Origin of the sequence: Pseudogracilibacillus sp. SE30717A (genome assembly GCF_037071985.1) — a bacterium.
Taxonomy (GTDB): domain Bacteria; phylum Bacillota; class Bacilli; order Bacillales; family Amphibacillaceae; genus Pseudogracilibacillus.
Genome location: NZ_JAXHDF010000008.1, coordinates 40,682 through 67,662 on the forward strand (window position 1 = coordinate 40,682; position 26,981 = coordinate 67,662).

The following is a 26,981-nucleotide window of genomic DNA, read 5'->3' on the forward strand; positions in this document are numbered from 1 at the left end:
TCTACATTAACTGGTATGGATTAAAATCGATTAAAATTTGTAAATCCCTTCTTCGTTCATCCTGAAAGTCTTCTAATATCTTATTAATAGATTGTTGTAGATATGGTTCATGACGATACTTTATCATTAACTGATAACGATAACGGTTTTTTATCCGAGCAATCGGAGAAGGCGATGGACCTAAAATAAAAGAACCGTCATGCAATTTATTTTCTAATTTACTACGTATTTGTTGTGCAACAGAATAAACGTTTTGCTCATTTTCGTGTGATATTGTTATTAACGCTAAAAATACATAAGGTGGATAAAGAAAAGTCTTTCTAATTTGCATCTCATGATTAAAAAACGTCTCAAAATCATATTTACTTGCCAATTCAATACTGTAATGATCTGGTGTGTACGTTTGAACGATAACCTCACCAGTTAGTTCATGGCGCCCGGCACGTCCACTTACTTGAGTAATAAGTTGAAACGTTTTTTCACTTGAGCGAAAATCAGGTAAATGCAACATAGAATCTGCTGCAAGTACTCCCACCAAGGTTACATTTTCAAAATCTAATCCTTTTGCAATCATTTGTGTACCTAATAAAATATCTGCTTCTTTTTCGGCAAATCTTTTTAAGAGCCTTTCATGTGCTCCTTTTTTTCTTGTTGTATCTACATCCATTCGGATAATTTTAGCTTCTGGAATCAGTTTTGTTAATGCCTCTTCAACACGCTCTGTTCCGGTTCCAAAAAAACGAATTGACGTACTCTCACAATTAGGACAATAGATAGGCATTGGCTGCTCATGTCCACAATAATGGCATTTAAGAGCATTTTCACCTTTATGAAAAGTTAGCGATATATCACAATTAGGACACTCTTCTACATGACCACAATCACGACAAAGGGCAAAGGTGGAATACCCTCTTCTATTCAACAACAATACGATTTGCTCTTGTTTTATTAGACAAGCTTTAATCTTTTCTGTTAACGCTCTAGAGAACATCGTTCGATTTCCTTCATGAAGCTCTTTCCTCATATCAATAATATCAACTTGTGGCATCGGTTTCTCATTTGTTCTTTTCGTTAATTTCAACAAATGATACACATCTTTTTTTCCTCGTGCATACGACTCGAGAGTAGGAGTTGCACTACCAAGGATAACTGGACAGTCATTATACTCACCACGTTTAATTGCAACATCTCGAGCATGATAACGAGGGGATTCTTCTTGTTTGTAAGTCGTTTCATGTTCTTCATCAATAATAATAATACCCAAGTTTTCAAACGGAGCGAAGATTGCAGATCTCGCTCCGACTACAACTTTTACTTCTTTTCGATGGATCTTACGCCATTCATCATACTTCTCACCAACAGACAAGGCGCTATGAAGTACAGCTACATTAGAACCGAATCGACCTTTAAAACGTTTTACCATCTGTGGAGTTAATGAAATTTCTGGTACTAAAACAATTGCTTCCTTGCCTTTATGAATAACTTTTTCTATCGCTTGCAAGTAAATTTCAGTTTTTCCACTCCCGGTGACGCCATACAGTAAAAATGTTTTATGAACATTGTTTTCTATCGAGTTATTAATTGGACGAATAGCAAGCTCTTGTTCATCAGTCAATTGTAAATTCTTTGTTTTCTTGAATTCCTCTTCATACGGATTTCGGTACACTTCTACTTTTTTAAGAGTAAGCAATTCCTTGTCTATTAAGGCTTTTAGGTTACTTCGATTAATTTGTAATTGTTGATATAATTCTGTTTGGTCAATTGGGTATGGATGCTGAATAAAAAACTGGAGAATTTCTTTCTGACGAATCGCCCGATTGTTTGTTTTCTTTAATCCCTCTTTTAAATGTTCTGGTGATGAGGGATAGACCAATGTTTTATATCGTTTAGTTGCCTTAGATGCTACTACATATTGGACTGCAAGATCCCCTTTTTCAATGTAGTACTGAAGATTTTTATAAGAACCTAAAACAGCAAGAGCTTCTTCAAATGAAATTGCGTTCTTTTGCTGAAGTTTTTGTTCAAGTACATTTGGCAACGGTATGTCTGTTAAACGAATAATTTCTTTTGAGTATTTTGCTTTTAAAACTTGTGGTAACATTGCTTGGTATGTCGAAATATATAAAGAAACTGTTTTTTCTGCTAACCAACGCCCTAATTGTAGTAGCTCATCCGTTAATACTGGGGTGATATCCAAGACATCCATAATTTCACGTAAATTTTCATACGACGATTCATGTATTCTCTTTATTACAAACCCAGTAATCTTTCTTGGCCCAAAAGGTATAACAACCCGCATGCCAGGTTTTAACATCTCTTGAAACTTTTCAGGGATTCTGTAATCAAATGTCTGATTTACAACACTTGACGGGACGTCGACAATTACTTTTGCAATATTCACTTCCATCCTTCTTTCATATCTCTATCAACGAAATGAAGGATTTTTTCAGCAATCTCATCTTTTGTTGCAAGAGGTATAGCCACTTCATCCTCAGATTTATTAAAATAAGTAACTATATTTGTATCTACTGCAAAACCGGCTCCCTCTTCCACAACATTATTTATTACGATGGCATCCAAATGTTTTTTCCGTAATTTTTCCTTCCCGTATTCTAACGGTGTATTCGTTTCTGCAGCAAAACCGACAATAAATTGATTAGACTTATTTTCTCCTAATGATTGCAAAATGTCTTTTGTTCGTTCCATTTCAATTACAAGGTCGCCAGGTTGTTTTTTCATCTTTTCATTGTATACTACTTTAGGGCGGTAATCAGCGACGGCTGCAGCTTTAATGACTATATCCGCTTCGTTAAAGTATTCCCACATTGCTTGATACATATCTTCTGCTGTTACAACATCGATTCGTTTAATAGATTGATGCACAGTTTTTAATTCAACCGGTCCAGCTACAAGTGTTACTTCTGCTCCGAATTTTGCTGCCGCTTCTGCAAGGGCAAAACCCATTTTACCGGAAGAACGATTGGAAAAATAACGGACGGGATCTATCACTTCACGAGTCGGCCCAGCTGAGATAAGCACTTTTTTTCCTTCTAATAAATTCGCATGCTGTCGATGTGTGCATATCGTCTTTATAATAGTTTCTGGCTCTTCCAATCTGCCTTTTCCTACGTATCCACATGCTAAATATCCAGCACCAGGCTCAATGAAATGATATCCCCATTCTACTAATTTTTTCATATTTTCAATAACAGCTGGATGTTCATACATATGCACATTCATTGCGGGTGCGATGTAAATATCAGCCCTCGTTGCTAGCAACGTCGTTGTTAACATATCATCCGCTATTCCAAATGCTATTTTGCTAATTATATTAGCGGTCGCAGGTGCAATAATGGCTATATCAGCCCAATCAGCTATATCTATATGGGCAATTTTATTCGGATCTTTCTCATCAAAGGTATCCGTATATACCGGATTCCTTGTTAATGCCTGAAATGTCAATGGCGAAACAAATTTCGTTGCGCCCGGCGTCATCATTACCCTTACTTCGGCTCCTTGTTGAGTAAGTTTACTTGCTAGGTCACAGGCCTTATAGACGGCAATTCCACCTGTAACTCCTAATAATATTTTCTTGTTTTGTAACATAGTAAGCACCTCTTCATTCTACTAACAGGGTTAAACGGACTTCTAAGCACTTGTTTTCTGTGGTCCATATCGCAAAAACCCTTGCAACTAATTAGCAAGGGTTTCTAGATCTTATTCTGTTTCTTTCACGAATAACTTTTCTTGGTCAATCTCTTCAAGTGCCATTCCTACATATGTCAAGGATTTAGGATGTTCAACTAGCGCTTTATTTTCACCTTGTAACTCTCGAGCTCTTCTTGCTGAAATAGTTACTAAAGTATACTTTGAATTAATTTTTTCTTGCAAACTGTCAATTGATGGTTCTAACATTCGTGTCATCCTCCAAAATCTTTTTATATTGCTTTTCAATTCGTTCCCGTTTACAGTGTTCGCTTTTAATAATTGCCTTTACTTTTGATACAGCAACATCCACATCATCGTTAACAACTACATAATCATATTCGCTCATCATATCAATTTCTTTCTTTGCTTCTTTTAATCGATTTACAACAAGCTCGTTCGATTCTGTTCCTCGACTAACGATTCTGTTTTTTAATTCATCTAAACTTGGTGGAAATAAGAAAATAAATACTCCTTCAGGAAAATTTTCCTTTACTTGCAAAGCACCTTTGACTTCTATTTCCAAAAATACATCATTTCCAAGTTCCAATTGTTCTAGAACATAATCTTTCGGTGTGCCATAATAATTATTAACATATTTTGCATGTTCTAAAAGTTTTTTCTCTTTAATCATTTCTTCGAATTCTTGCTTCGTCTTGAAGAAATAATCAATTCCATCTCTTTCACCCGGACGCTTTGATCGTGTAGTTGCAGATACGGAATATTTTAAATGCGTCTCTTGTTCAAATAGACGTTGTCTGACAGTTCCCTTTCCAACTCCTGAGGGTCCTGATAAAATAAATAAAATGCCTTTTTCTTCAAACAAAATTGTTCCTCCTAATTAATCCTCGGTTAGTTCTTCATTAGTAATAACCCGTTGACCTACTGTTTCTGGTTGTACAGCAGAGAGAATGATATACGAACTATCTGTAATGATAACTGCTCGAGTACGCCTACCGTATGTAGCATCAATTAAGTTGTTATTATCTCGTGCTACTTGAACAATCCTTTTTATTGGTGCTGATTCTGGCGATACAATCGAAATAATTCGATTGGCTGATACGACATTCCCAAAACCAATATTAATTAGATGTAATCCCAAAGCAGTAACCTCCATAGTACAATGTACATTACATTGTATTTGTACTTATCCCTCAAAGTTTGATAAAAGATAGCTTGGCCTTGAAAGATAAGTCTTTCACTCATTCTATATTCTGAACTTGTTCTTTTATTTTATCTATTTCACTTTTCATTCCAACTATACATTCACTTATTTTGGAATCTACAGATTTAGAGCCGATCGTATTGGTCTCTCGATGCATTTCTTGTGTAATAAAATCTAATTTCCTGCCCACTGGACTATTTTGATCCAGAATTTGTCGGAAATGGTGAATATGACTATGTAATCGTGTTATTTCCTCAGCTATATCTCCTTTTTCTGCAAGGAGAGCTATTTCTTGCACCAGATAAGCAGAATCGATATCTAATGTGTCGCCAATATGTTGCTGTAAACGATTTTGAATTCGCTCCCGATAATGAACGGACACATCTTCCTTCCTAGCTTCTATTGATTTTAACATATTTTCTATTGTTTTGATTCTATTTTGAATATCTTTTTGCAAAAAATCTCCCTCGCCTTGTCGGCTTGATAAGACTTGTTTTGCGGCATGGCTTATACTTTGGAGTAGTAGAGGTTTAAATTGACTTGAATCTTTTTTTATTTCTTGGACAGTAAAAAGGTCTTCCACCGTAGATAATATTGATAATGGAATCTCTTTATTCAATTCATATTTTTCTTTTGCATACTTTATATGATTTATGAATTGATCCATTAAGTCCCAATCGGCTTGTAACTTTTTTTGAATTAAATAATCACCTGATATGGATATGTAAACTTCGATCCTTCCACGTTGAAAATTATCTTGTATTATTCGCTTAATCTCCATTTCCAAATGATGGAGAGAACGTGGAATTTTAGGTATAAAATCCAAGTAACGACTATTTACACTTCTTATCTCTACTGTAATAGAAGTTTCTTCCATTTGAAATGTATCAATTCCATATCCAGTCATACTCTTTACCATATGTATCACTCCAATACTAATTATTATACAAGCTTCATTCTATTTTCTCTATTAAAAACTTGTAAATTGTTCCTTTAAATATTTTTCGAGAAAAATCCTAAGAAAATAAAAAACGAGAATAATTTCACCTTGATTTTTTCTAAAATAAAAAGAAGATTCTAAGACAAATTGTTTATTTCAAAAAGATCCGAACACCGATTCAATTAATGAATCGATTCGGATCTTCCATTGCTGATTTAAAATTCCTAGTTAAGTGGTGATATAAACTGTACATTAATTGCATCAACTTTAATAATTTTCAGATGCCGCTTCTGAAAAACACTTCGCTTTCACCACAGGCATAAGAGCGACATCAGTTCAAGCTACGCTACCACTCGCTTTCACTGTGTCTCCTTTACCGCAGGCACGGCGATCTGCTTCTATAGCTTCTCGTTAACGAGAAGCTACAGGGATCTTCCGACGTACAGGATTTACTAGTGCAGATGTTGCCACAGGACTTGGCGTACTTAGTCTGTGTTCCCCCTGTCGCTTTTCCTGCAGGAGTCGATTGCCCTCTGCTTCAATCAACCTTCAAAACAGAGCAATTTACGCTGTATAGCAGAAAACAAATTCTAGCGGAGGAAATATGTGGAGACTCCTATGGAAGCATAGGCCTAGATGAGACTACGCAGTGCTTAGCACAAGGAGGCTCAACAGCCGCCCATGGAAAGCGAAACATATTTCCGTAGCGTTATGCTAATTACATCTTCAGTAATGTTGCAGTTTACGTAAACTTGGTAATAAGTTAAAACTTTTCAGATTCTCCTTCTAAGGAGAAATGCTTAAAGGAATCATTTTATCAATATAAAGTTTATTTTCTTTTAAACAGTGTGATTAAGAGAATCACTGCTGAAGTTAAAGATATTATTTTAAATCTTTTTTGAGAATCCAAAAAGAACAGTTGGTATTGCACTTAACACGATGACTAATAGCCAATCATGCAATCCTAAAGCAGTTGTATAAAATATCGGCTGTAATTTCTCGACATATAATACAACTAATAAGAGAGCAATAGATGATATAACTGCTCCTATTAGATACATATTGCTAAACGGATTTCTAGTAAAAATCCCATTTTCACTTCGACAATCAAATACATGTATGAGTTGTGCTAGCACTAAAGTAGTAAAAGCTATTGTTCTCGCATGAGAAAGATTTTCAGGACTATTATCATAAACCACAATAAATGCAATTAGAGATACGATTCCAATCATTAAACCACGAGTAATAATTTTTGTCCCTAACCCTCTTGCAAAGACACCTTCCCGCGGATCACGTGGCTTTTGATTCATCACATTTTTTTCTGGAGGATCTAAACCTAGCGCCATGGCAGGTAATCCATCTGTCACTAAGTTTACCCATAAGATTTGAACAGGTACTAACGGCAAGGGTAATCCTAGCAACATGGCAGACATCATCACGAAGATTTCACCTACGTTAGAAGCTAATAAGTAACGGATAAATTTTCGTATATTTTCATATATGTTCCGCCCTTCTCGAATTGCTTCTTTTATCGTATTAAAATTATCATCCATTAGAATAAGTGAGGAAGCCTCTTTTGTAACATCTGTTCCACTAATCCCCATGCTTACACCTATATTACTCGCTTTAATAGCAGGTGCATCATTTACCCCATCTCCTGTCATTGCAACAATATGACCCCGCTTTTGGAATGCTTGAACAATTTTTAATTTATGTTCAGGGGTTACTCTAGCAAAAACGGTTACTTTTTCAATAATTTTAGCCAAAGCATCTGTATCCATTTGATTAAGATCATGTCCTTCTAATGTCAATTCATCCTCCTCTTGCAAGCCAATCTCTCGTGCAATTGCAATTGCCGTCTTTTTATGATCTCCTGTAATCATTACCGTTTTAATACCTGCTTTTTTACAAAGTTTAATCGATTCCTTCACTTCTTTTCGAGGCGGATCTTTCAATCCGAACAACCCAATATATGTTAAATCTTTTTCTAAACTAGGCAAATCTAATGAATAATCTTTGCTGATCGGCTTCATACTAATGGCAATAATTCTTAATGCTTTCTCAGCCATTTCAGTCATTTGTTTTTCAATTTCTATTGTGTTTTGTAATCTTTCCCTGCCATGCTTATTCATTCGATACGTACATCGTGGTACTATTCTTTCTGGTGCCCCTTTTATAATGACAAATCTTCGCTTATTTTTATCTTCAATTACTACAGTCATTCGTTTTCTAGTAGAATCAAATGGGAATTGTTTTACAACTTTAAATTGATCTTTCACAACATGATTCAAACCGAGTTTCCTTGCTGCAATTAATAACGCTCCATCTGTTGGATCTCCATCAATAATGTATTTTCCTTTTTTAACTAGGAGGGAGGCTTCATTACATAATAAACCATATAACATCATTTGTTCCAAATTAGGATAGTTTTGATCAATCTTTTTATTATTTATGAAAAAATCACCAGTTGTCGTATATCCTTCTCCAGAAACATACACATGTTGATCGTCTAAATACAGTTCTTTGACAGTCATTTTATTTTCTGTAATAGTACCTGTTTTATCTGTACAAATTACCGATGCACACCCTAATGTTTCTACTGCGGCTAACTGCCTCACAATTGCCTTCCTCTTGATCATTCGTTGGACACCTAATGATAATGCAACTGTGACAATTGCAGGTAATCCTTCTGGAATTACAGCAACGGCTAATGAAACACCAGCGAGTACCATATCATACAATGGTTGTCCGTGATAAATTCCTATTCCAACTGTTAAAGCTGTTAGAAGGAAAACAACATATATTAAGACTTTCCCTAATTCGACTAATTTTAATTCTAGAGGAGTTATTACTTTCTCCGTTTTATCCATTAGGCTTGCGATTTGTCCAATTGCCGTGTTCATTCCCGTTTGGATAACAATCCCGAGTCCGTTTCCTTTTGTAACTAATGTGCTTTTAAATCCGATATTATGTTGGTCTTGCATGGCAATATTATCTTGATGGATGGCATTGCTTGTCTTTTGTACCGGTAACGATTCGCCAGTAAGTGTTGACTCTTCTGTCTCAAGTTCGTTCGCAATAATAATTCGTATATCCGCCGGAACACGATCTCCTGTTGTGATCCGAATGACATCTCCAACAACAGCTTCTTCAGACGGAATGGTTTTCCATTCCCCATTTCGAAGGACTCGTATTTGGGGTGCAGATAATTCTTTTAATTTTTCTAATGATTTCTCTGCCTTCTGTTCTTGAAAAAAACCAATAAAACCATTTAATAGCACGATAACCATAATTGCTAAGGCATCAATATATTCACCTAGCATACCAGCGATCAGCGTTGCCGCTAATAAAATGAGTACCATGAAATCTTGAAACTGCTTGACAAATAATATCCATAGGGGTTGTTTTTTAGAAAATTGTAGAGCATTAAGACCGAATTTTTTTCTTCGCTCTTCTACCTGGTTTTCTGTCAGCCCTTTTTCCTGGTAAACATGTAATTTTCGTTCGACATCTTCTACATCAAGTTGATACCATTTCACATTTCATCCCCACCTATTTTCAGCAATATAGAAATACAAACCACTTGTTCAATATGTATGCAGACTCGTCCAAAATAATGCTATAATAGCCGGTGAGGTGAGCAAAATGCCATTTGACGGAATCGTAACAAGGGCAATTGTAAATGAATTGGGAGAAAAAATAGTTGGCGGTAGAATTAACAAAATCTATCAGCCTACAAATACTGAGGTTGTACTTACTGTAAGAAATAATCGAGAAAATCATGCTTTACTTTTATCGATTCATCCTTCTTATTCGCGACTTCATTTAACAAATGACACCTATAAAAATCCAGATGAGCCGCCAATGTTTTGCATGCTATTACGGAAACATCTAGCTGGATCAATCATCGAAGAAATAGAACAGTATGATATGGAACGTATCATCGCCTTTCGTTTTCGAGCGATAGATGAAATTGGAGATATCGTTATGAAAGTGTTGATGGTTGAAATAATGGGAAGACATAGTAATGTTGTCTTAGTTAACGAAAATAAAAACACGATTATTAATTGTTTAAAGCATGTACCTCCGTTTCAAAACAGATATCGTACATTGCTACCAGGAGCAGACTATAAATTACCTCCGTCCCAAAACAAGCTCAATGTCCTTAATACGAATGAAATAGAATTTATTAAAAAATTAGATTTCAATTCAGGTAAATTAGATAGACAAATCGTTCAAATATTAACTGGTGTTTCACCGATGGCAGCAAAAGAATTAATTCATCGTGCAAAATTAGGATCAGAAACAACCTATATGAAAGAATTTTTAAACTTTCAAAAACAGATTATCGAAAATAAATTTGAACCAGCAATTTATCGAAATAATAAAGAGGATTTTCATGTCATACCTGTAACTTATATGGAGCAGAAACAGGCTTTTACAAGTACAAATGACATGGTGGATGCTTTTTATTCAAATAAGGCAGAGCGCGACCGTGTCAAACAGCAAGCACGTGATTTAGAACGTCTAGTAAAAAATGAATTAGAGAAAAATAATAGAAAACTTACCATCCACCAGACTACAATTAAAAAAGCAAAAAATGCACAAATGTATCAAAAGCAAGGTGAATTGCTTACTGCTAATATGCATCTGATAAAAAAAGGAGACCAATCCATTTCGGTTGTTGATTATTACGATCCTAATCAAAAAGAAATTACAATAGACCTTTTACACGATAAGACGCCTAGTGAAAATGCACAATTGTTGTTTAAAAAGTATCGTAAGCTATCAACTGCAAAGAAAAATGCAGAACTAGAAATAATAAAAACAAAAGCAGAGATCGATTATTTAGAAAGTATCCTCCAACAAATGAATAGTGCTAGAGATGAAGATATTGATGAAATACGTGAAGAATTAAGAGAAGAAGGGTATCTTAAGAAACAAACTAAGCGGAAAAGAAAGCGAAAAAAACCTATACCAGATGAATTTATATCTACAGATGGAACAACGATTTACGTTGGTCGGAACAATAAACAAAACGAATATGTTACCCATACATTAGCTAATAAAAGTGATATTTGGCTTCATACATTAGATATTCCTGGTTCCCACGTGGTGATTAAATCAGCAAATCCTAGTGAACAGACTATAGAGGAAGCCGCTCAATTAGCAGCTTATTTTAGCAAAGCCCAACAATCCTCTTCTGTTCCGGTAGATTATACTGAAATACGTCATGTAAAGAAACCGAATGGAGCAAAACCTGGATTTGTTATTTACACAGATCAAAAGACATTATACGTCACTCCAGATGAAGAAGTGATAAAAAAATTAAAAGTATAACATAGTAAAACCCTTCTTTCCAGTTCACGAATACGAACTTAAGAAGAAGGGTTTACTAAATATTTTTGCATGGTGGTGAGTTAACTATTCAAACTGTTCACCTAATAATAGATCGATAAAACTATTTACTTGTGGTAATTTTCGGATTCCACCTTGGTAACAAAGCCATGTATCCCGTGTAATAGCTTCTCCTTGCACTTCAAGAGGTAAATGTGGATATTTATCCATCAATACATCGGAAACACTTTTTGGGAGAATTGCCATGCCTAATCCTTGTTTCATAAATTGTTTACATGTTTCAATTTGATCTACACTAATTTTCTGTATAGGTTTGATCTTATCTTGATGATAAAATAGCCAATGGTTCATTAAATCATGTAAATCGTCGTCACTTTTAAATTGAATAAGTGGACGCTCCTTCACTTCTTCCTTTTTAAATGGTTTCGTATCAAAAATATATAAAGGATCTTTGAATAATAAAATAGAGGTATTATCTTTAATCTTTTCCCCTCGAATAATTGTTACATGATATTTCGTATGATCTCGCTTTAGATTTTCACTCATGCCAGTTACTAAGTCAATTGAAACAAGAGGATACATCTTTGTAAATTTCGATAAAATTGAAGGTAAATAGCGTTGACTGATGACCGAAGAACATGCAATCGATAATGTACCTCGTACTTCAATACTTGAAGCAGCCAGTTTATTTTTAATATCTTTTTCTCGGTCTACAACTTCCTGCGCATGCCTTAAAATCATTTCCCCACTAGGTGTTAGTTTCAGACGTTTAGATGTTCGAATAAAAATTTGCTCACCAAAATATTCTTCAATAAATTTTAATCGCTGAGATACGGCAGGCTGAGAAATAAGCACTGCTTTTGCCGTCCCCCTAACAGTTCCGATCTTTTCTAACTGCAATAATAACTCATAGTCTTCAATTTTCATTATATAACCCTTTGCTTGTATAAGTATTTTCAATCACTTTTAATTATATAATAATATTAAAATAATTTCATTCATTATTAATATTATGTGAAAGAAGCATATTACACATAAGAATAGATAGTTGAATGTAGATTACAAGTTGAACATAACTAATTCCGTAGACGAGAGATTACCAGTCGGGGAATATAGTTTCTACTAACTAGTTTACGTAGACTGTGACGTACTTTATTTATGTCCCCTCTTCCAAACCTAGATACTGCATCGTTAATTTGTGCAACGGACAATTGCTTTCACCACAGGCATAAGAGCGACATCAGTTTAAGAAACACTACCACTTACTTTCACTGTGTCTCCTTTACCGCGGGCAACACTATACGCTGATTACCGCTGATAAAATCACCTCTGCCCCCGATAAAACTACACAACCGCCCGATATTTGAGGCCAATCCGCCGTTATCCCAGTACAACTCGCCGATAAACTATTTATCGCCGTTATCTTATGTTTTCCGCCAATAATTCAATTTGCTTCACCGTTATAACTGCTCCACCGCCGATATTAGAGGCCACCCCGCCGTTATATGAGTGTAATTCGCCGATAAACTATTTATCATAAGGAGATTCATTGGCATACTCTGGGTTATCAATGCACGGCAGCATCTTTAAAAAGAAAAAAAGAAATCTAAACTGACTCCATGTATATCGAATCAGTTCGGATTTCTCTATGACTAAAACATTTTTGCTCAAACTCTGTTTATTATTATAATTGATCTCGCCATTTCAGTAACTTTTTACGATCTACTTCAGTGATTTCATCATCTGTTACCAATACGTCAAGGAGCTTATCAAAACTTGTAATTGTAAAAGCTGGTAGATTTTCCTCTTTAAATCGTTTGTCAGAAACTTCTAATCCGTACGTAAAAATTGCTAAAATTGCTTGAACGTCCAAGCCTTTACTTCGTAAGACATTAGCTGTTTCTAGAGAAGATCCACCTGTTGATATTAAGTCTTCTATAACTACAATCTTTTGTCCTTTCTCTACTTTACCCTCAATTTGATTTCCTTTACCGTGTCCTTTCGGTTTTGATCGGACATAAATCATCGGGATGTTTAATTCGTTCGCTAACCAAGCAGCATGAGGAATTCCTGCGGTTGCACATCCTGCAATAATATCAGGTTTAATATTTAAGTCTTGTAGTTTCTGAATAAACGCTTTTGTTATTTTTTGACGAATAGCAGGATATGACATCGTTAATCTATTATCACAATAAATAGGTGATTGTATCCCTGATGTCCATGTAAAGAAACTGTCTGTTTTAATTTGTACAGCTTTTATATTTAATAAATCTCTCGCTATTTCATTTTGAAGTTCCATTTTCCCACTCCTCTACTGCTTGTGCATATGCATTCTTCGGATTTTGCGATTTTGTAATACTCCGTCCAATCACGATCGCATCGGTTCCTTGCGCTTTTGCAAATGCAGGTGTTGCGATTCTTTTTTGGTCATCACTAGTACTCTCTCGTAAACGAATTCCAGGTGTCATCGTAAGAAACGATTCGTTACAGCTTTGTTTAATCTTTTTTACTTCATGTACTGAACAAACTACTCCATCTGCTCCATTATCGTTTGCTAGTTTTGCAAAATGGACTACATTTTCTTCCACCGTTCCTTTTAATCGTAAATCTTTGTTCATTCTTTGTTCATCCGTTGATGTTAAAATTGTAACGGCGAGCAATTTTGTGTGATGAGAACTTGCTGATTTACTTTGTAATCCTTCTTTAGCTTTTTGAATCATTTGCCCCCCACCAAGAGCATGTAAGTTTACGTAGTCAACTTCCAAAGCTGCTAAATTTTTCATTGCACGCATAACAGTAGTTGGTATATCATGTAATTTTAAATCAAGAAATATAGCATGATCTCGATCTTTTAAATTTTCAATAACAGAAACTCCTTCTTTATAAAACAACTCCATGCCTACTTTTACAGGTATACCATGTAAGTTATTTTCATCTAGAAACTGGCGTGTCTGTTCCCAATTAGGGAAATCTAATGCGAGAAAAATATTATTCATTGATGCGCTCCTCCTGTTGCTTCTTGAACTGATGTAAATTGATATTTATTAAGAATATTAGGTAATTCATCAATTATTTCTGAGCAGACAAAGGGATTTTGAAAATTAGCAGTCCCAATCGCGACAGCATCTGCTCCAGCTAATAAGAATTCAAGTACATCTTCAGCTGTTTGAATGCCTCCCATTCCAATGATAGGAATCGTTACATGTTTTTTTACTTCATAGATCATCCGAATGGCAACAGGTTTAATTGCAGGACCAGATAACCCTCCAGTTTTATTAGAAAGAATGGGTTTCTTGCTAGGTAAATGAATTTGCATTCCTGTTAATGTATTTATCATAGACAATCCGTCTGCTCCAGCCGCTTCTATTGCAACTGCCATTTCAGTAATATTACTTACATTAGGAGACATTTTTACATAGACTGGTACATTACTAAGCTTTTTTACCCTTTCTGTCACTTTGCTAGCCATAGCCGGGTCCAAGCCAAATTGTACCCCGCCTTCTTTCACATTTGGACATGAAATATTTAATTCAATAGCAGCAATATCCTGACTATGATTTAATGTTGTAACTACTTGTTCATATTCTTCTATTGTACTACCAGCAACGTTTGCGATGATCGGAATATGATATTGTTTTAAAAAAGGCACTTCCTTTTCAACTATCTTCTCTACGCCAGGATTTTGTAAGCCAATCGCATTTAGCATTCCTGATGCTGTCTCAGCAACTCTTGGAGTCTCATTTCCAAATCTTTTTGATCCAGTTGCTGCTTTCATAATAACAGCTCCTAATTTACTTAAATCATAAAATTGACTATATTCACGTCCAAATCCAAAACAACCGGAAGCTGGCATAATAGGATTTTTCAATTTAAGTCCTGGTAAATTTACAGATAAGTCGATCATATTATCACCTCATCAGCGGCGAAAACTGGACCATCTTGACATATTTTCTTATATCCTATTCCATCATTTGTTTTAAGAACACAAGCAAAGCATGCTCCAACTCCACAACCCATCCGTTCTTCAAAGGATATATATCCTTTTTTATGTGCTAATGTTTTTTTCACTGCTTTTAGCATCGGCAATGGACCACAAGCATAATAGCGATCAAAAGAAGAGACATTAGGAATCAGATCGGTAACTAAACCACGATGCCCATAAGAACCATCATTTGTTACAATATATGTTTCACCTAACATATTAAATTCTTTTTCATAAAACACAAAATCTTTTGATTGAAAACCTAATATAAATTGCAATTTTATGCCACGTTCTTTTAACGCAGTTGCTAAAAAATATATTGGGGGTATGCCGATCCCCCCACCTATAAGTAAGACGGAATCATTCGGCTTTAAATCTTCTATAGGAAACCCGTGCCCAATTGGGCCTAATCCATCCAATTGTTCACCACTTTGGTAACCCGATAATTCTTTAGTTCCTGTTCCAATTGTTTTGAAAAGAACTTTCACCACTTTATCCATTTGGTTACATGACGCGATAGAAATCGGACGTCTTAGCGTATGTCCAGGAATAGACAGATGTAAAAACTGGCCTGGAACGGCATGAGTACTTATATATTCATTTTCTAATGACATCTCATATGAATCTGTAGCTATTTCTTTCACAGACATTACCTTTAGGATTTCCTTTTTTATCATTTTATTATTGCCCCTTTGTCTGTTAATGATCTTACTCGAAAGGTTGCAGAATCTATAACATGCAAAATTGCTTCCGCAGTATCTAAATTTGTTAGACAGATAATTCCATGTTCCACCGCTTCTCTTCGAATTCTAAATCCATCTGATCTCGGCTTTTTACCTGATGTTATCGTGTTTACTACAAAATGAACATCTCCATTTCGAATCAAAGATAGAACATTTTTTTCAGGGGAACCAATTTTACCAACTGATATAACAGGGAGGTCATTTTTATTCAAAAATGCTGCAGTCCCTTCAGTAGCAAATAGTTGGAATCCTAGTTCATAAAACTGTTTTGCCGTTTTATAAACTTCTTCTTTATCTTTATCCGCAACAGTTAGTAAGACTGAACCTTCCAAAGGAATAGAAATACCTGATGCTGTAAAGCCTTTATATAAAGCTTTTTCTAATGTAATATCATAACCGATTGCTTCTCCTGTCGATTTCATTTCAGGACCTAATGTTGTATCGACACTGCGCAATTTTTCAAATGAGAATACAGGAAGCTTTACATATACATTTTCACTTTCTGGATATATTTCTGTTTCATATCCATTTTCACTTAATTTACTTCCGAGAATACATCTTGTTGCTAAATTAGCCATTGTGATTCCCGTTACCTTACTTAAAAAAGGTATTGTCCGACTTGCCCGAGGATTTACCTCTATAATATAGACATCATCTTGTTGAATAATAAATTGGATATTTACTAAACCGACGACATCGAGCGCTTTGGCAATTTTTTCTGTCGCTTTTAGACATTTTTGCTTGACAGACTCACTTAAACGCTGCGGCGGATAAACTGCTATCGAATCACCAGAGTGAACTCCAGCACGTTCAATATGTTCCATAATTCCGGGAACAAAAGTTGTCTCTCCGTCACTGATTGCATCTATATCTACTTCAATTCCTGTTAGATATTGGTCTATTAATAACGGTTTATTCGGATTAATGGCCCCTATTTTCTGTATATAAGTAGCGAGTTCTTCTTCGTCATATACGATTTCCATTTGGCTTCCACCAATTACATAGGAAGGTCTGACAAGGACTGGAAACCCTATTTCTTTCGCTGTTTTCATCACCATATCTTTATTAGTGACTGCTTTTCCTTTTGGTCTTTTTAAGTCCAACTGCTCTAATAGCTGCTCAAATTTGTTTCTATCTTCTGCACGATCAATTGCTTCCAGACTCGTACCTAAAATGGTTACTCCTCGATCTTCTAATCCTTTTGCAAGATTAATCGCTGTTTGACCTCCAAATTGGACAATAACTCCAATTGGATTTTCCAACTTAACTACATGCATAACATCTTCTAATGTTAATGGTTCAAAATATAACTTATCTGAAACAGAAAAGTCTGTCGATACCGTTTCCGGATTATTGTTCATAATAATTGCTTCATAATCCATTTCTTTAATTGCTTTTACCGAATGAACGGTAGCATAATCAAACTCAATTCCTTGCCCAATTCGAATCGGGCCAGACCCTAAAACGATAACTTTTTTCCGTTCAGAAGGAATTGATTCATTCTCCTGTTCATACGTACTATAAAAGTAAGGGGCAGCCGGCACTTCTGTTGCCGCGGCAGTATCAACCTTCTTAAACACAGGTTGTATTCCTTCTGTCATTCTAAATGCATAAACTTTTTCTTCCGTTGTTTGCCATAAACGAGCTAATTGAATATCAGAAAAACCATAATGTTTTACCTTTAATACGATTTCTTTATTAAAAGGTGAAGTCGCTGCTTCTTTTTCCAATTGAATAATATGATTAAATTTACTTAAGAATAAACGATCAATTTTCGTAATCTGATATATCTCTTCCACGCTTATTCCTTGTCTAAGAGCTTCAGCAAGGATAAATACACGTTCATCATCGGCATATTCTAAACGTTTTTTTAATTCTTCTAACGTTAGTGACTCAAGATTTGGAAGATAAAGATCACCATTTCCAATCTCTAATGATCGAACTCCTTTAAGAAGGGATTCTTCCAAATTTCGGCCAATAGCCATTATCTCACCCGTTGCTTTCATTTGTGTGCCTAATTTACGATCGCCAGCAACAAATTTGTCAAAAGGAAAACGAGGTATCTTTGTTACTACATAATCTAAAACTGGTTCATAACCAGCAAATGTTTTACCTGTTAACGGATTATTTATCTCATCCAAAGTTAAACCAACCGCAATTTTCGCTGCAATTTTAGCGATCGGATAACCTGTCGCTTTTGAGGCTAATGCAGATGATCTGCTAACCCGAGGATTTACTTCAATAATATAATACTTAGAACTATACGGATCTTTGGCTAGTTGTACATTACAACCACCTTCAATTTGTAAAGCGCGAATTAATTTTAATGACACATTCCTTAACAATTCACTTTCACTATCTGATAATGTTACAGATGGAGCAACAACGATTGAGTCACCAGTATGAATTCCAACTGGATCTATGTTTTCCATATCACAAACGACAATGGCCTGATCCTTTGCATCTCGAATGACTTCATACTCAATTTCTTTAAAGCCGGCAATACTTTTTTCAATTAGACATTGAGAAACAGGAGACAGAGCTAGACCATTTTGCACGATGTGTATCAGTTGCTCTTTATTTTCACACATCCCGCCACCAGTACCTCCTAAAGTAAAGGCTGGTCTCACAATAATAGGATAGCCAATTTTTTCTGCGAATTGGATAGCTGCATCTACAGTTGTTACAATTTCGCTAGGAGGAACAGGTTCATTTAATTCGTCCATTAATGTTCTGAATTTTTCTCGGTCTTCAGCCTTTTGAATCGCTTCTAGAGAGCTTCCAAGCAATTTCACCTGACATTCTTCCAATATTCCTGACTCATCTAATGCCACTGCCAAATTCAGACCGGTTTGTCCGCCTAATGTCGGTAGTAAAGCACAAGGTCTTTCCTTGCGGATAATTTTCGACAAAAATTCTACTGTTAAAGGTTCCATATACACTTTATCTGCGACTGTATGATCTGTCATAATTGTTGCAGGATTAGAATTTGCTAATAGTACTGTATATCCTTCTTCTTTTAATGACTGGCAAGCTTGGGTACCGGAATAATCAAACTCTGCTGCTTGCCCGATCACAATGGGACCTGAACCGATGACAAGAATTTTCTTAATTGCATTATTTTTAGGCATGTGGCAATCCTCCAAGTTTTTAATTTTTGATTTTAGTATTAAATCGAATTGTTAAAGTTATTTATAAATTAAATCCTTTTTATACACTATCTTTCCAGAGACAATTGTAAGCAGTGGATTCCCATACACTTTCCATCCATCGAAAGGAGTATTTTTACCTTTGGAATAAAAGGTTTGTTTATCTATCGTAAACTGCTGTTCAAGATCTACTACTGTTATATCAGCCATCCTGTTTTCCTCTAATCTTCCATAAGGTAAATTAAATACTTCTGCAGGTTTACAAGTAAGCATCTCTACTAATTGTTTCAAGGACATTTTCTCTGTTTGAACGAGATGCGTGTACAATAATGGGAACGCCGTTTCTAACCCAACGATGCCAAAAGGTGCTTGTAACATCCCTAATGCTTTTTCCTCTTCAGCGTGTGGTGCGTGGTCTGTAGCTATAAAATCAATCGTTCCATCTAATAACCCCTCTAATAACGCATCCCTATCAGCTGTACTTCGAAGAGGAGGATTCATTTTATAATTAGGATCGTTTTGCTGAATATCATCTTCTGTTAGTAATAGATGGTGGGGAGTTACTTCAGCAGTTACACGGATACCAGCTCGTTTCGCATCCCGAATGACTCGTACTGACTCTTTTGTACTTACATGACAAACATGATAATGACAATTTGCTTCTTCAGCTAATAGAACATCACGGGCAATCTGTGCAGATTCGCAAGCACTAATTATTCCTGGTAATTTTAATCGCTTGCTTACATTTCCTTCGTGTACAACCCCACCATATAAAATGGAGTTATCTTCACAGTGCGCAACAATAGCCTTATTATTTACCGCAGCCTCTCTCATCGCTTCTAGCATTTGTCCTGCAGACTGAATTCCAACCCCATCATCCGTAAAAGCAAAAGCATCAGCATGACTTAATTCTGTAATGTTCGTTCTACCTTCACCAGCTAACCCTTTTGTAATTGCTGCATATGGCAGTACCCTGATCAGAGCGTTCTCTTTAATACGGTTCTGAAGTTTGTTCAGTTCATCTACTGAGTCAGGTACAGGATTTGTATTAGGCATCGTACATATAGTCGTAAATCCCCCTCTTGCAGCAGCTTTAGTTCCTGTAGAGATTGTTTCTTTATGCTCTCCACCTGGTTCTCTTAAATGTACATGGACGTCAATAAAACCTGGTAATATCAACTTTCCATTACAATCAATTTCTTTATCAGTAGTTTCATTAATTTGTGGGGCAATTTTTTTAATGAGTTCCCCTTCAATTAATATTTCACATTGCTCTAATTGGTTGTTTCCGTTCAATCGTGTCGCATTTTTTAATTTGATCATCATGAATAATCCCCCAGTTTAATAGTTGTTTTGTTAACACTGCCATTCTTACATACACACCATTTTCCATTTGGTTAAATATTCTTGATCTCTTACATTCCACTAAACTTGAATCAATTTCTACCCCACGATTGACAGGTCCAGGGTGTAAAATAATAGCATGATTCTGCATCTTTCTTTCACGCTCAACTGTTAATCCATATTTTTCTAAATATTCGATTGCAGCATGTATGAACCCATGATGTCGTTCATGTTGGATTCGTAAAAGCATGAGGACGTCACTTTGCTCAACCGCTTGATCTAGAGTCAGGATCGGATAACCGAGTGATTCATCCATTAATTCAGGCGCCCCCGTAAAATACACATTTGCTCCTAATTTACTTAGCATTTCTGCATTCGATCTAGCTACTCTGCTATGTTTAACATCCCCTGCGATCGTTATGTTTAAGTCTTTAAAACATTCGAATTCTTGGTAGATTGTATAAGCATCTAATAAACTTTGGGTCGGATGATCTTTCGTGCCCGCACCCGCATTGATAACAGGAATGGAAAGTTTTTCATTTAATTCTTTCATCCAATCATCGGCCTCATGTCTGATTACTAAAACATTTGCTCCAATTGCTTCAAAAGTTCTAGCTGTATCATATAATGTTTCTCCTTTTTTAATGCTTGACATTTCGGCATGTAATTCTAAAGGTTCTAATCCTAGTTTTCTTTCCGCAACAATAAAACTCATTTTTGTACGTGTACTTGGTTCAAAAAATAAGTTTGCAGCAAATAACTGCTTTGATATTTCATAATCATGTGTACGGAATCGATCTGCCGTTTCTAATAAGTATTTAATCTCTGCTACAGATAGGTCTTGCACAGAAATAAAATCTCTCATAATGAACACTCCAGTTTATTAATTATTTTTAGTTACAATTGGCACTAAGTATCGACCCGAATGTTTGATTAGCTTTAAACCCAAGTGGTTAAAAAAAACCTCTTTGCAAAAGGTCGCAAAGAGGCATACGTATACCGTATGGTTATACATATCTGAGCTACCTTTTAAATCTCACAGGATTTAATTAAAGGGCCAAACTTATTTATTTAATTCAAAAATACTTACTTCATCTGTATCATCTTGTTCTTTCACCTGAACGACGACGAGTTCTTCTTTTGAAGTTGGAATATTTTTTCCGACATAATCTGCTCTGATCGGTAATTCCCGATGACCACGATCCGTTAATACAGCTAACTGGATTTGCGATGGTCTGCCGATATCCATTACAGCGTCCATTGCCGCTCTAACAGTTCTTCCAGTAAATAATACATCATCGACTAAAATGACTGTTTTATTTGTTACGTCAATTTCAATATTTGTTGAAATTAACTTAGGATCTAATGATTTCTTTTGTAAATCGTCTCGATACAACGTAATATCAACTTCTCCAATCGGGACAGCGATCTTCTCAATTTGATTAATTTTCTGTTGTAATCGTTGCGCTAGGGGTGTCCCTCTTGTTTTAATTCCTACTAAAACAAGATTATCTCCACCCTTATTTCGTTCTAAGATTTCATGTGCAATTCTAGTCAATGCTCTATTCACCGCTGAGTCATCAAGAATAGTAGTTTTCTTATTCACTCTCCCACCCCCTGTAACATATAAAAAACCTTTCACCAGGTAGAGGTAAAAGGTTTTGGACATACGTCGCTAAAGTTCCATTTCCTTATTAGCCTCTCTGGACTATATTAAAGGATCTCATATTTAATTTTAAACTATGCTTATTATTTCAAACTCATCATATAAAGTCAAGACATATTTTCTAGTCTTTGCAATAAATTTTTGAAATCACTAGGTTGATCAACTTTAAAAGTCATTCGTTCTTTTGTGGAAGGATGTAGAAAGCCGATCTGTTTTGAGAATAGTGCTTGTCCTTTTATTAAGGTAGATTTCTTACGACAATACACTTCATCTCCTACAATCGGATGATTAATATATTTTAAATGAACTCTGATTTGATGAGTACGGCCTGTCTTTAACTCACATTCGACATGCGTATATTGCTGAAATCGCTTCAATACATGAAAGTGTGTTTCTGCCTCTTTTCCATTTTGTACAACCGCCATTTGTAATCTGTTTTTAGGATTACGACCAATTGGCGCTTTAATTACTCCCTTAGAATGAGACATTACACCATAAGTAATTGCTTCATAAATGCGTGTTACAGTTTGATTTTTAAATTGCTCTTTTAAAAACTCATGTGTCTTATTATCTTTAGCAGCAACTAAAATACCACTCGTATCTTTATCTAACCGATGGACAATCCCTGGACGGTCTTCTCCACTTAAGGTCGATAATTGTTTACAATGATACATTAGACCATTTACCAATGTGTGAGAAGTCACTGTTTGTGTTGGATGTACAAGCATTCCTTTAGGTTTATTGATTACGATCAAAAACTCATCCTCATATAAAATATGTAATGAAATAGGTTCTGCTTTTATTTCATCTTGTTTTTCTTCAGGTATACTCCAATTTATTTGATCGTTTCGTTTACATTTATAATTAGGCTTTTGTGATTCTCCATTTACTGTAACATATTCATCTTTAATCCACGCCTGCACTTGCTGACGTGAGTTAGCTTTATTTAATTCGGTTAAAAGTTTATCTAGTCGAATGCCCTCTTTTTCTTCTTCAATTTTATATGAAAAAGTCATGATGAATTACTTCCTTTCTTTCGCTTTTCTTTCATCGAGAAAAGTAACAAGCAAAACAAGAATAACCCCTACCGATAATGCAGAGTCTGCCACATTAAAGATTGGAAAATCGTAGTTAATAATAATAAAGTCTAAAAAATCTACTACTTCTTTTCTAAACAATCGGTCAATAAAGTTACCAATTGCCCCTCCTAAAATTAAACTTAACGATATCGCCAGTAATTTATTTTCTTTGGCATGTGTTTGCATATAATAAATAATACCAATCACAACGACTACAGTAATGATATAGAAAAAAATCATTTGTCCTTTTAAAATACCCCAGGCAGCTCCTGTATTTCGATGTGAAGTAATATAAAAGAAATTATTTATAATTGGAATACTCTCATATATTTCCATTTTCTTATCGATAAGCCATTTTGTCCACTGATCAAAAATAATGACTAGTAATGCTAGTATGTAATATCGTTTCATATTCATTCCTCCGAACTGCGACCAATCTTAAAAACACATGTAATTTACAAAATCTATATATATAATATTGGAGAGATACTAAGAAAAAAGAAAAGTGGCTACCTAATTCATATTTTAAGAGGAAAAAGAAAAGAATCTGTCAGTTTCCATTGGAAAGATGCTTCATACATTATGACAACGATCACCTGCTGATTTTATGTTCTAACAGGTGATGTCATCAATTAATATTAGTACATTCTCTGCACTTACCATTCCCATAACTAATCAGGAATTGAACAGTTTGCAGCAAATCCATAGAAAAGCGAGCAGATTCTTATATGTTATTTGAAATAAATAATTTTCTAATTACACTAAATGACTATAGTGTTCATCGACAACTTCAGCACAACGTGTACAAAGTTCTGGATGTTTTTCATTTTGTCCAACAGTATCAGATAACATCCAGCATCGTTCACATTTTTCACCTGGGTGTTTTTCAACGAATATACGAACCGTTTTATAATCTTTTGCTTGTGAGTGAGATTGATTAATGACTGCTTCAGATACAATTAGCAGTTGGTGAATATTCGGGATTGACTCCAATACTTTCTTCGTAAAATCATCATTTGCTTCAATCGTAATTTTTGCTTCTAATGGTTTTCCGATAATTTTATCGTTACGTGCTTCTTCAAGTGATTTCAACACATCTGAGCGTACTTTCATGAAGTGATTCCATTTTTCTTGTTCTTTTTGATCAAAATTTTCGACTTCGTGTACTTCCGGCATATCTGTAAGCTGAACGTACTCAGCCTCTACTCCATTAATATATTCCCATACTTCTTCAGTCGTATGCGGAATAATTGGAGTCAGTAACTTAACAATTGAAACTAATGTTTCATGATATACCGTTTGAATGCTACGGCGTTTATGATTATTTTCCGCTTCAATATATAGAATATCTTTTGCGAAATCTAGATAGAACGCACTTAAATCAATTGAAATATAATTATGAATGTCATGGAAAACATCAGCAAAATCATAATTATCATAATTATTTTTAGTATTGGATACTAAACTCTGTAGACGATGTAACATATAGCGGTCTACTTCTTCTAAGTCCTTTTCTGCTACAGCATCTTTACTTGGATCAAAATCAGCCAAATTAGCTAACATAAAACGAAATGTATTTCTGATTTTACGATAGTTTTCAGCAACCTGTTTTAAAATATCTTGTGAAATTCTTACATCTGCTTGATAATCAACCGAAGCAACCCATAATCTTAAAATATCAGCCCCTAGCTGTTTCAAAATTTTTGCAGGTGGGATAATATTTCCTAATGATTTACTCATTTTTCTACCATCACCATCTAAAACAAATCCATGGCTTAGAATTCCTTTATATGGTGATTTCCCTGTAACAGCAACTGCTGTAGAAAGTGATGAGTTAAACCATCCGCGATATTGGTCACTACCTTCAAGATAAATATCAGCCGGTCGATGTAATTCCGGACGTTGTTTCAATACTGCTTCATGAGATGAACCGGAATCAAACCAAACATCCATAATATCCGTTTCTTTTGTAAACTGACCATTAGGACTGTGTTCGGATGTAAATCCATCTGGCAATAGATCTTTTGCATCCCATTCAAACCAAATGTTTGAACCATGTTCTCTGAAAAGATTGGAGACATGATCAACAGTTTCATCCGTGATGATCGGTGTATTGTCTTCACCATAGAATACAGGAATCGGTACCCCCCATGTACGCTGTCTCGAGATACACCAGTCCTCTCGGTCTCTAACCATATTGTACAGACGGGTCTCTCCCCAATGCGGGTGCCATTCTACTTCCTTAATTTCGTCCAAAATATTTTGTCGGAAATCTTTAATGGAAGCAAACCACTGGGATGTAGCTCTAAAAATAGTCGGCTTTTTCGTGCGCCAATCATGCGGATATGAATGCGTAATAAATTTTAAATTTAATAAAGCATCTACTTCTTTTAATTTATCTGTTACCGCTTTATTTGCATCATCATAAAACATTCCTTCAAAACCAGGCGCCTCACTCGTGAAGTAGCCACGATCATCAACTGGACAAAATGCTTCAACATCGTATTTTTTCGATACATAAAAGTCATCTTCCCCATGACCTGGTGCTGTATGAACACAACCTGTACCTGCTTCAGTAGTTACATGTGTACCAAGCATAACAATTATGTCACGATCATAGAATGGATGTTTTGCAATTATTTTATCTGCTTGACGGCCCATAAATGTACGAACTTCTTTATAGTTATCCCAATCAAGCTCTTCAGCAATTGCTTCTAATAAATCGTGTGCAACGACATATTTTTCACCATTTACGTCTACCACAACATATTCTAAGTCAGGATGTAAACTAATCCCTAAACTTGCTGGAATTGTCCAAGGAGTTGTCGTCCAAATAATAATTTTCGTTCCGTTTTCCAATAAATCATGTCCGTCTGTTACATCATATGAAACATAGATAGACGGAGAACGCTTGTCTTGATACTCAATCTCGGCTTCAGCTAAAGCAGATTCTGAAGAAGGTGACCAGTAAACAGGCTTTAGTCCTTTATAAATATATCCTTTTTTCGCCATTTCTCCGAATACTTTAATTTGAGCAGCTTCATAATCTTTCGTTAATGTAATATACGGATTATCCCAATCACCTGTAGCACCTAGTTGTTTCCGTTGTTCTCGCTGTCGATCTACTTGTTCAAGTGCATATTCAGCACATTTTTGACGAAACTCAGCTGTGCTCATCTTTTTACGATCAATTTTCTTGTTTTTAGTTAATGCTGTTTCAATCGGCAATCCATGTGTATCCCAACCTGGAACATATGGTGCGTGAAAACCTGACATCGATTTATACCGTACAATAAAGTCTTTTAAAATTTGGTTTAACGCGTGTCCAATATGCAAGTCCCCATTCGCATATGGTGGTCCATCATGCAAAACAAATAAAGGTCTTCCTTCTGTTCTTTTTTGCGTTTTTTCATATATTTTATTTTGATCCCATTCTTCTCTGCGTAAAGGTTCTTTATTAGGTAAATTACCTCGCATTGGGAATTTTGTTTTTGGCATTAGTAGTGTATCTTTATAGTCCATTTAAAATTTATCCTCCTTCAGAGTTTCACATGTCAAAAAATTTATTTCTTTTATAATACAAAAAAATCCTCAAAATCCCTAAAGGGACGAGGAAACCCGCGGTACCACCCTTATAAATATAATATATATTATATTCACTTTATATTCGTAACGTGAATCATCCGGCCAAATCTACTGAATTCAATTGGCTACTCCAGAATGATCTTCTAAAAGAATGACTGGATTAGGCTCCCACCAACCCTAACTCGCTTTACCAGTCTTTTTTCTCTTATACTATTTCTTTCATCGTATTTATAAACGTTTATTAAATTTACTACGCGATTTTATA

20 protein-coding genes and 1 other annotated feature are annotated in these 26,981 nt (G+C 35.4%); of the genes, 1 reads left to right on the forward strand and 19 read right to left on the reverse strand.

The annotated features are described in order from the left end of the window. Position 1: 1 nt before the first annotated feature. The 7 genes from priA to SPD48_RS13395 all read right to left on the reverse strand — a co-directional run bounded on the left by priA (position 2) and on the right by SPD48_RS13395 (position 9,349). Positions 2–2,401, reverse strand: coding sequence for a primosomal protein N' (gene priA, locus SPD48_RS13365; RefSeq protein WP_336258626.1), 2,400 nt, complete (start codon positions 2,399–2,401; stop codon positions 2–4). Then, positions 2,398–3,606: a bifunctional phosphopantothenoylcysteine decarboxylase/phosphopantothenate--cysteine ligase CoaBC gene (coaBC, locus tag SPD48_RS13370; RefSeq protein ID WP_336258627.1), complete on the reverse strand. Its 1,209-nt coding sequence runs from the start codon at positions 3,604–3,606 to the stop codon at positions 2,398–2,400. The genes priA and coaBC overlap by 4 nt, the downstream gene beginning before the upstream one ends. Positions 3,607–3,717: 111 nt before the next feature. Continuing rightward, positions 3,718–3,915: a DNA-directed RNA polymerase subunit omega gene (gene rpoZ, locus SPD48_RS13375; RefSeq protein ID WP_336258628.1), complete on the reverse strand. Its 198-nt coding sequence runs from the start codon at positions 3,913–3,915 to the stop codon at positions 3,718–3,720. Beyond that, positions 3,896–4,531, reverse strand: coding sequence for a guanylate kinase (gene gmk, locus SPD48_RS13380; protein WP_336258629.1), 636 nt, complete (start codon positions 4,529–4,531; stop codon positions 3,896–3,898). The genes rpoZ and gmk overlap by 20 nt, the downstream gene beginning before the upstream one ends. 15 nt (positions 4,532–4,546) lie before the next feature. Then, a complete protein-coding gene (gene remA / locus SPD48_RS13385; protein WP_336258630.1) occupies positions 4,547–4,807 on the reverse strand; it encodes an extracellular matrix/biofilm regulator RemA in 261 nt (86 codons plus the stop codon). A gap of 100 nt (positions 4,808–4,907) precedes the next feature. Further along, positions 4,908–5,789, reverse strand: coding sequence for a YicC/YloC family endoribonuclease (locus SPD48_RS13390; protein ID WP_336258631.1), 882 nt, complete (start codon positions 5,787–5,789; stop codon positions 4,908–4,910). Between the two features lie 908 nt (positions 5,790–6,697). Further along, a complete protein-coding gene (locus SPD48_RS13395; RefSeq protein ID WP_336258632.1) occupies positions 6,698–9,349 on the reverse strand; it encodes a cation-translocating P-type ATPase in 2,652 nt (883 codons plus the stop codon). Between the two features lie 106 nt (positions 9,350–9,455). On the opposite strand from SPD48_RS13395, the gene SPD48_RS13400 reads away from it, so the two are divergent. Next, a complete protein-coding gene (locus SPD48_RS13400; protein WP_336258633.1) occupies positions 9,456–11,150 on the forward strand; it encodes an Rqc2 family fibronectin-binding protein in 1,695 nt (564 codons plus the stop codon). An 84-nt stretch (positions 11,151–11,234) separates the two neighbouring features. On the opposite strand, the gene SPD48_RS13405 is transcribed toward SPD48_RS13400, so the two are convergent. From SPD48_RS13405 to ileS, 12 genes are all read right to left on the reverse strand, one after another. Continuing rightward, positions 11,235–12,095 (reverse strand): LysR family transcriptional regulator, encoded by an 861-nt coding sequence (locus tag SPD48_RS13405; protein ID WP_336258634.1) that lies wholly within the window; start codon positions 12,093–12,095, stop codon positions 11,235–11,237. Positions 12,096–12,852: 757 nt separating this feature from the next. Then, positions 12,853–13,467: an orotate phosphoribosyltransferase gene (gene pyrE, locus SPD48_RS13410; RefSeq protein ID WP_336258635.1), complete on the reverse strand. Its 615-nt coding sequence runs from the start codon at positions 13,465–13,467 to the stop codon at positions 12,853–12,855. Beyond that, entirely contained in the window at positions 13,451–14,164 is a 714-nt protein-coding gene (gene pyrF / locus SPD48_RS13415) for an orotidine-5'-phosphate decarboxylase (RefSeq protein WP_336258636.1), read from the reverse strand. The genes pyrE and pyrF overlap by 17 nt, the downstream gene beginning before the upstream one ends. Next, positions 14,161–15,069 carry a dihydroorotate dehydrogenase gene (locus tag SPD48_RS13420; protein WP_336258823.1) on the reverse strand — a complete coding sequence of 303 codons (909 nt, stop codon included), beginning with the start codon at positions 15,067–15,069 and terminating at the stop codon, positions 14,161–14,163. Before SPD48_RS13420 ends, pyrF begins: the two co-directional genes overlap by 4 nt. Then, on the reverse strand, positions 15,069–15,827 hold the full coding sequence (locus SPD48_RS13425) for a dihydroorotate dehydrogenase electron transfer subunit (RefSeq protein ID WP_336258637.1): 759 nt from the start codon (positions 15,825–15,827) through the stop codon (positions 15,069–15,071). Before SPD48_RS13425 ends, SPD48_RS13420 begins: the two co-directional genes overlap by 1 nt. Beyond that, a complete protein-coding gene (gene carB, locus SPD48_RS13430) occupies positions 15,824–19,024 on the reverse strand; it encodes a carbamoyl-phosphate synthase large subunit (protein ID WP_336258638.1) in 3,201 nt (1,066 codons plus the stop codon). Before carB ends, SPD48_RS13425 begins: the two co-directional genes overlap by 4 nt. A gap of 57 nt (positions 19,025–19,081) precedes the next feature. Continuing rightward, positions 19,082–20,365 carry a dihydroorotase gene (locus SPD48_RS13435; protein ID WP_442962158.1) on the reverse strand — a complete coding sequence of 428 codons (1,284 nt, stop codon included), beginning with the start codon at positions 20,363–20,365 and terminating at the stop codon, positions 19,082–19,084. After that, a complete protein-coding gene (locus tag SPD48_RS13440) occupies positions 20,307–21,251 on the reverse strand; it encodes an aspartate carbamoyltransferase catalytic subunit (protein WP_336258640.1) in 945 nt (314 codons plus the stop codon). The genes SPD48_RS13435 and SPD48_RS13440 overlap by 59 nt, the downstream gene beginning before the upstream one ends. 198 nt (positions 21,252–21,449) lie before the next feature. Continuing rightward, the gene (gene pyrR, locus SPD48_RS13445; RefSeq protein WP_336258641.1) at positions 21,450–21,992 is read right to left on the reverse strand and encodes a bifunctional pyr operon transcriptional regulator/uracil phosphoribosyltransferase PyrR; all 543 of its coding nucleotides are present in this window, start codon (positions 21,990–21,992) and stop codon (positions 21,450–21,452) included. 167 nt (positions 21,993–22,159) lie between these two features. Further along, the gene (locus tag SPD48_RS13450; RefSeq protein ID WP_336258642.1) at positions 22,160–23,068 is read right to left on the reverse strand and encodes an RluA family pseudouridine synthase; all 909 of its coding nucleotides are present in this window, start codon (positions 23,066–23,068) and stop codon (positions 22,160–22,162) included. A 6-nt stretch (positions 23,069–23,074) separates the two neighbouring features. Beyond that, positions 23,075–23,542, reverse strand: a complete 468-nt coding sequence (lspA, locus tag SPD48_RS13455) for a signal peptidase II (protein WP_336258643.1) — start codon at positions 23,540–23,542, stop codon at positions 23,075–23,077. Positions 23,543–23,887: 345 nt separating this feature from the next. Then, the gene (gene ileS, locus SPD48_RS13460; RefSeq protein ID WP_336258644.1) at positions 23,888–26,653 is read right to left on the reverse strand and encodes an isoleucine--tRNA ligase; all 2,766 of its coding nucleotides are present in this window, start codon (positions 26,651–26,653) and stop codon (positions 23,888–23,890) included. A gap of 79 nt (positions 26,654–26,732) precedes the next feature. Next, positions 26,733–26,948: a binding site (T-box leader), on the reverse strand. Positions 26,949–26,981: the final 33 nt, after the last annotated feature.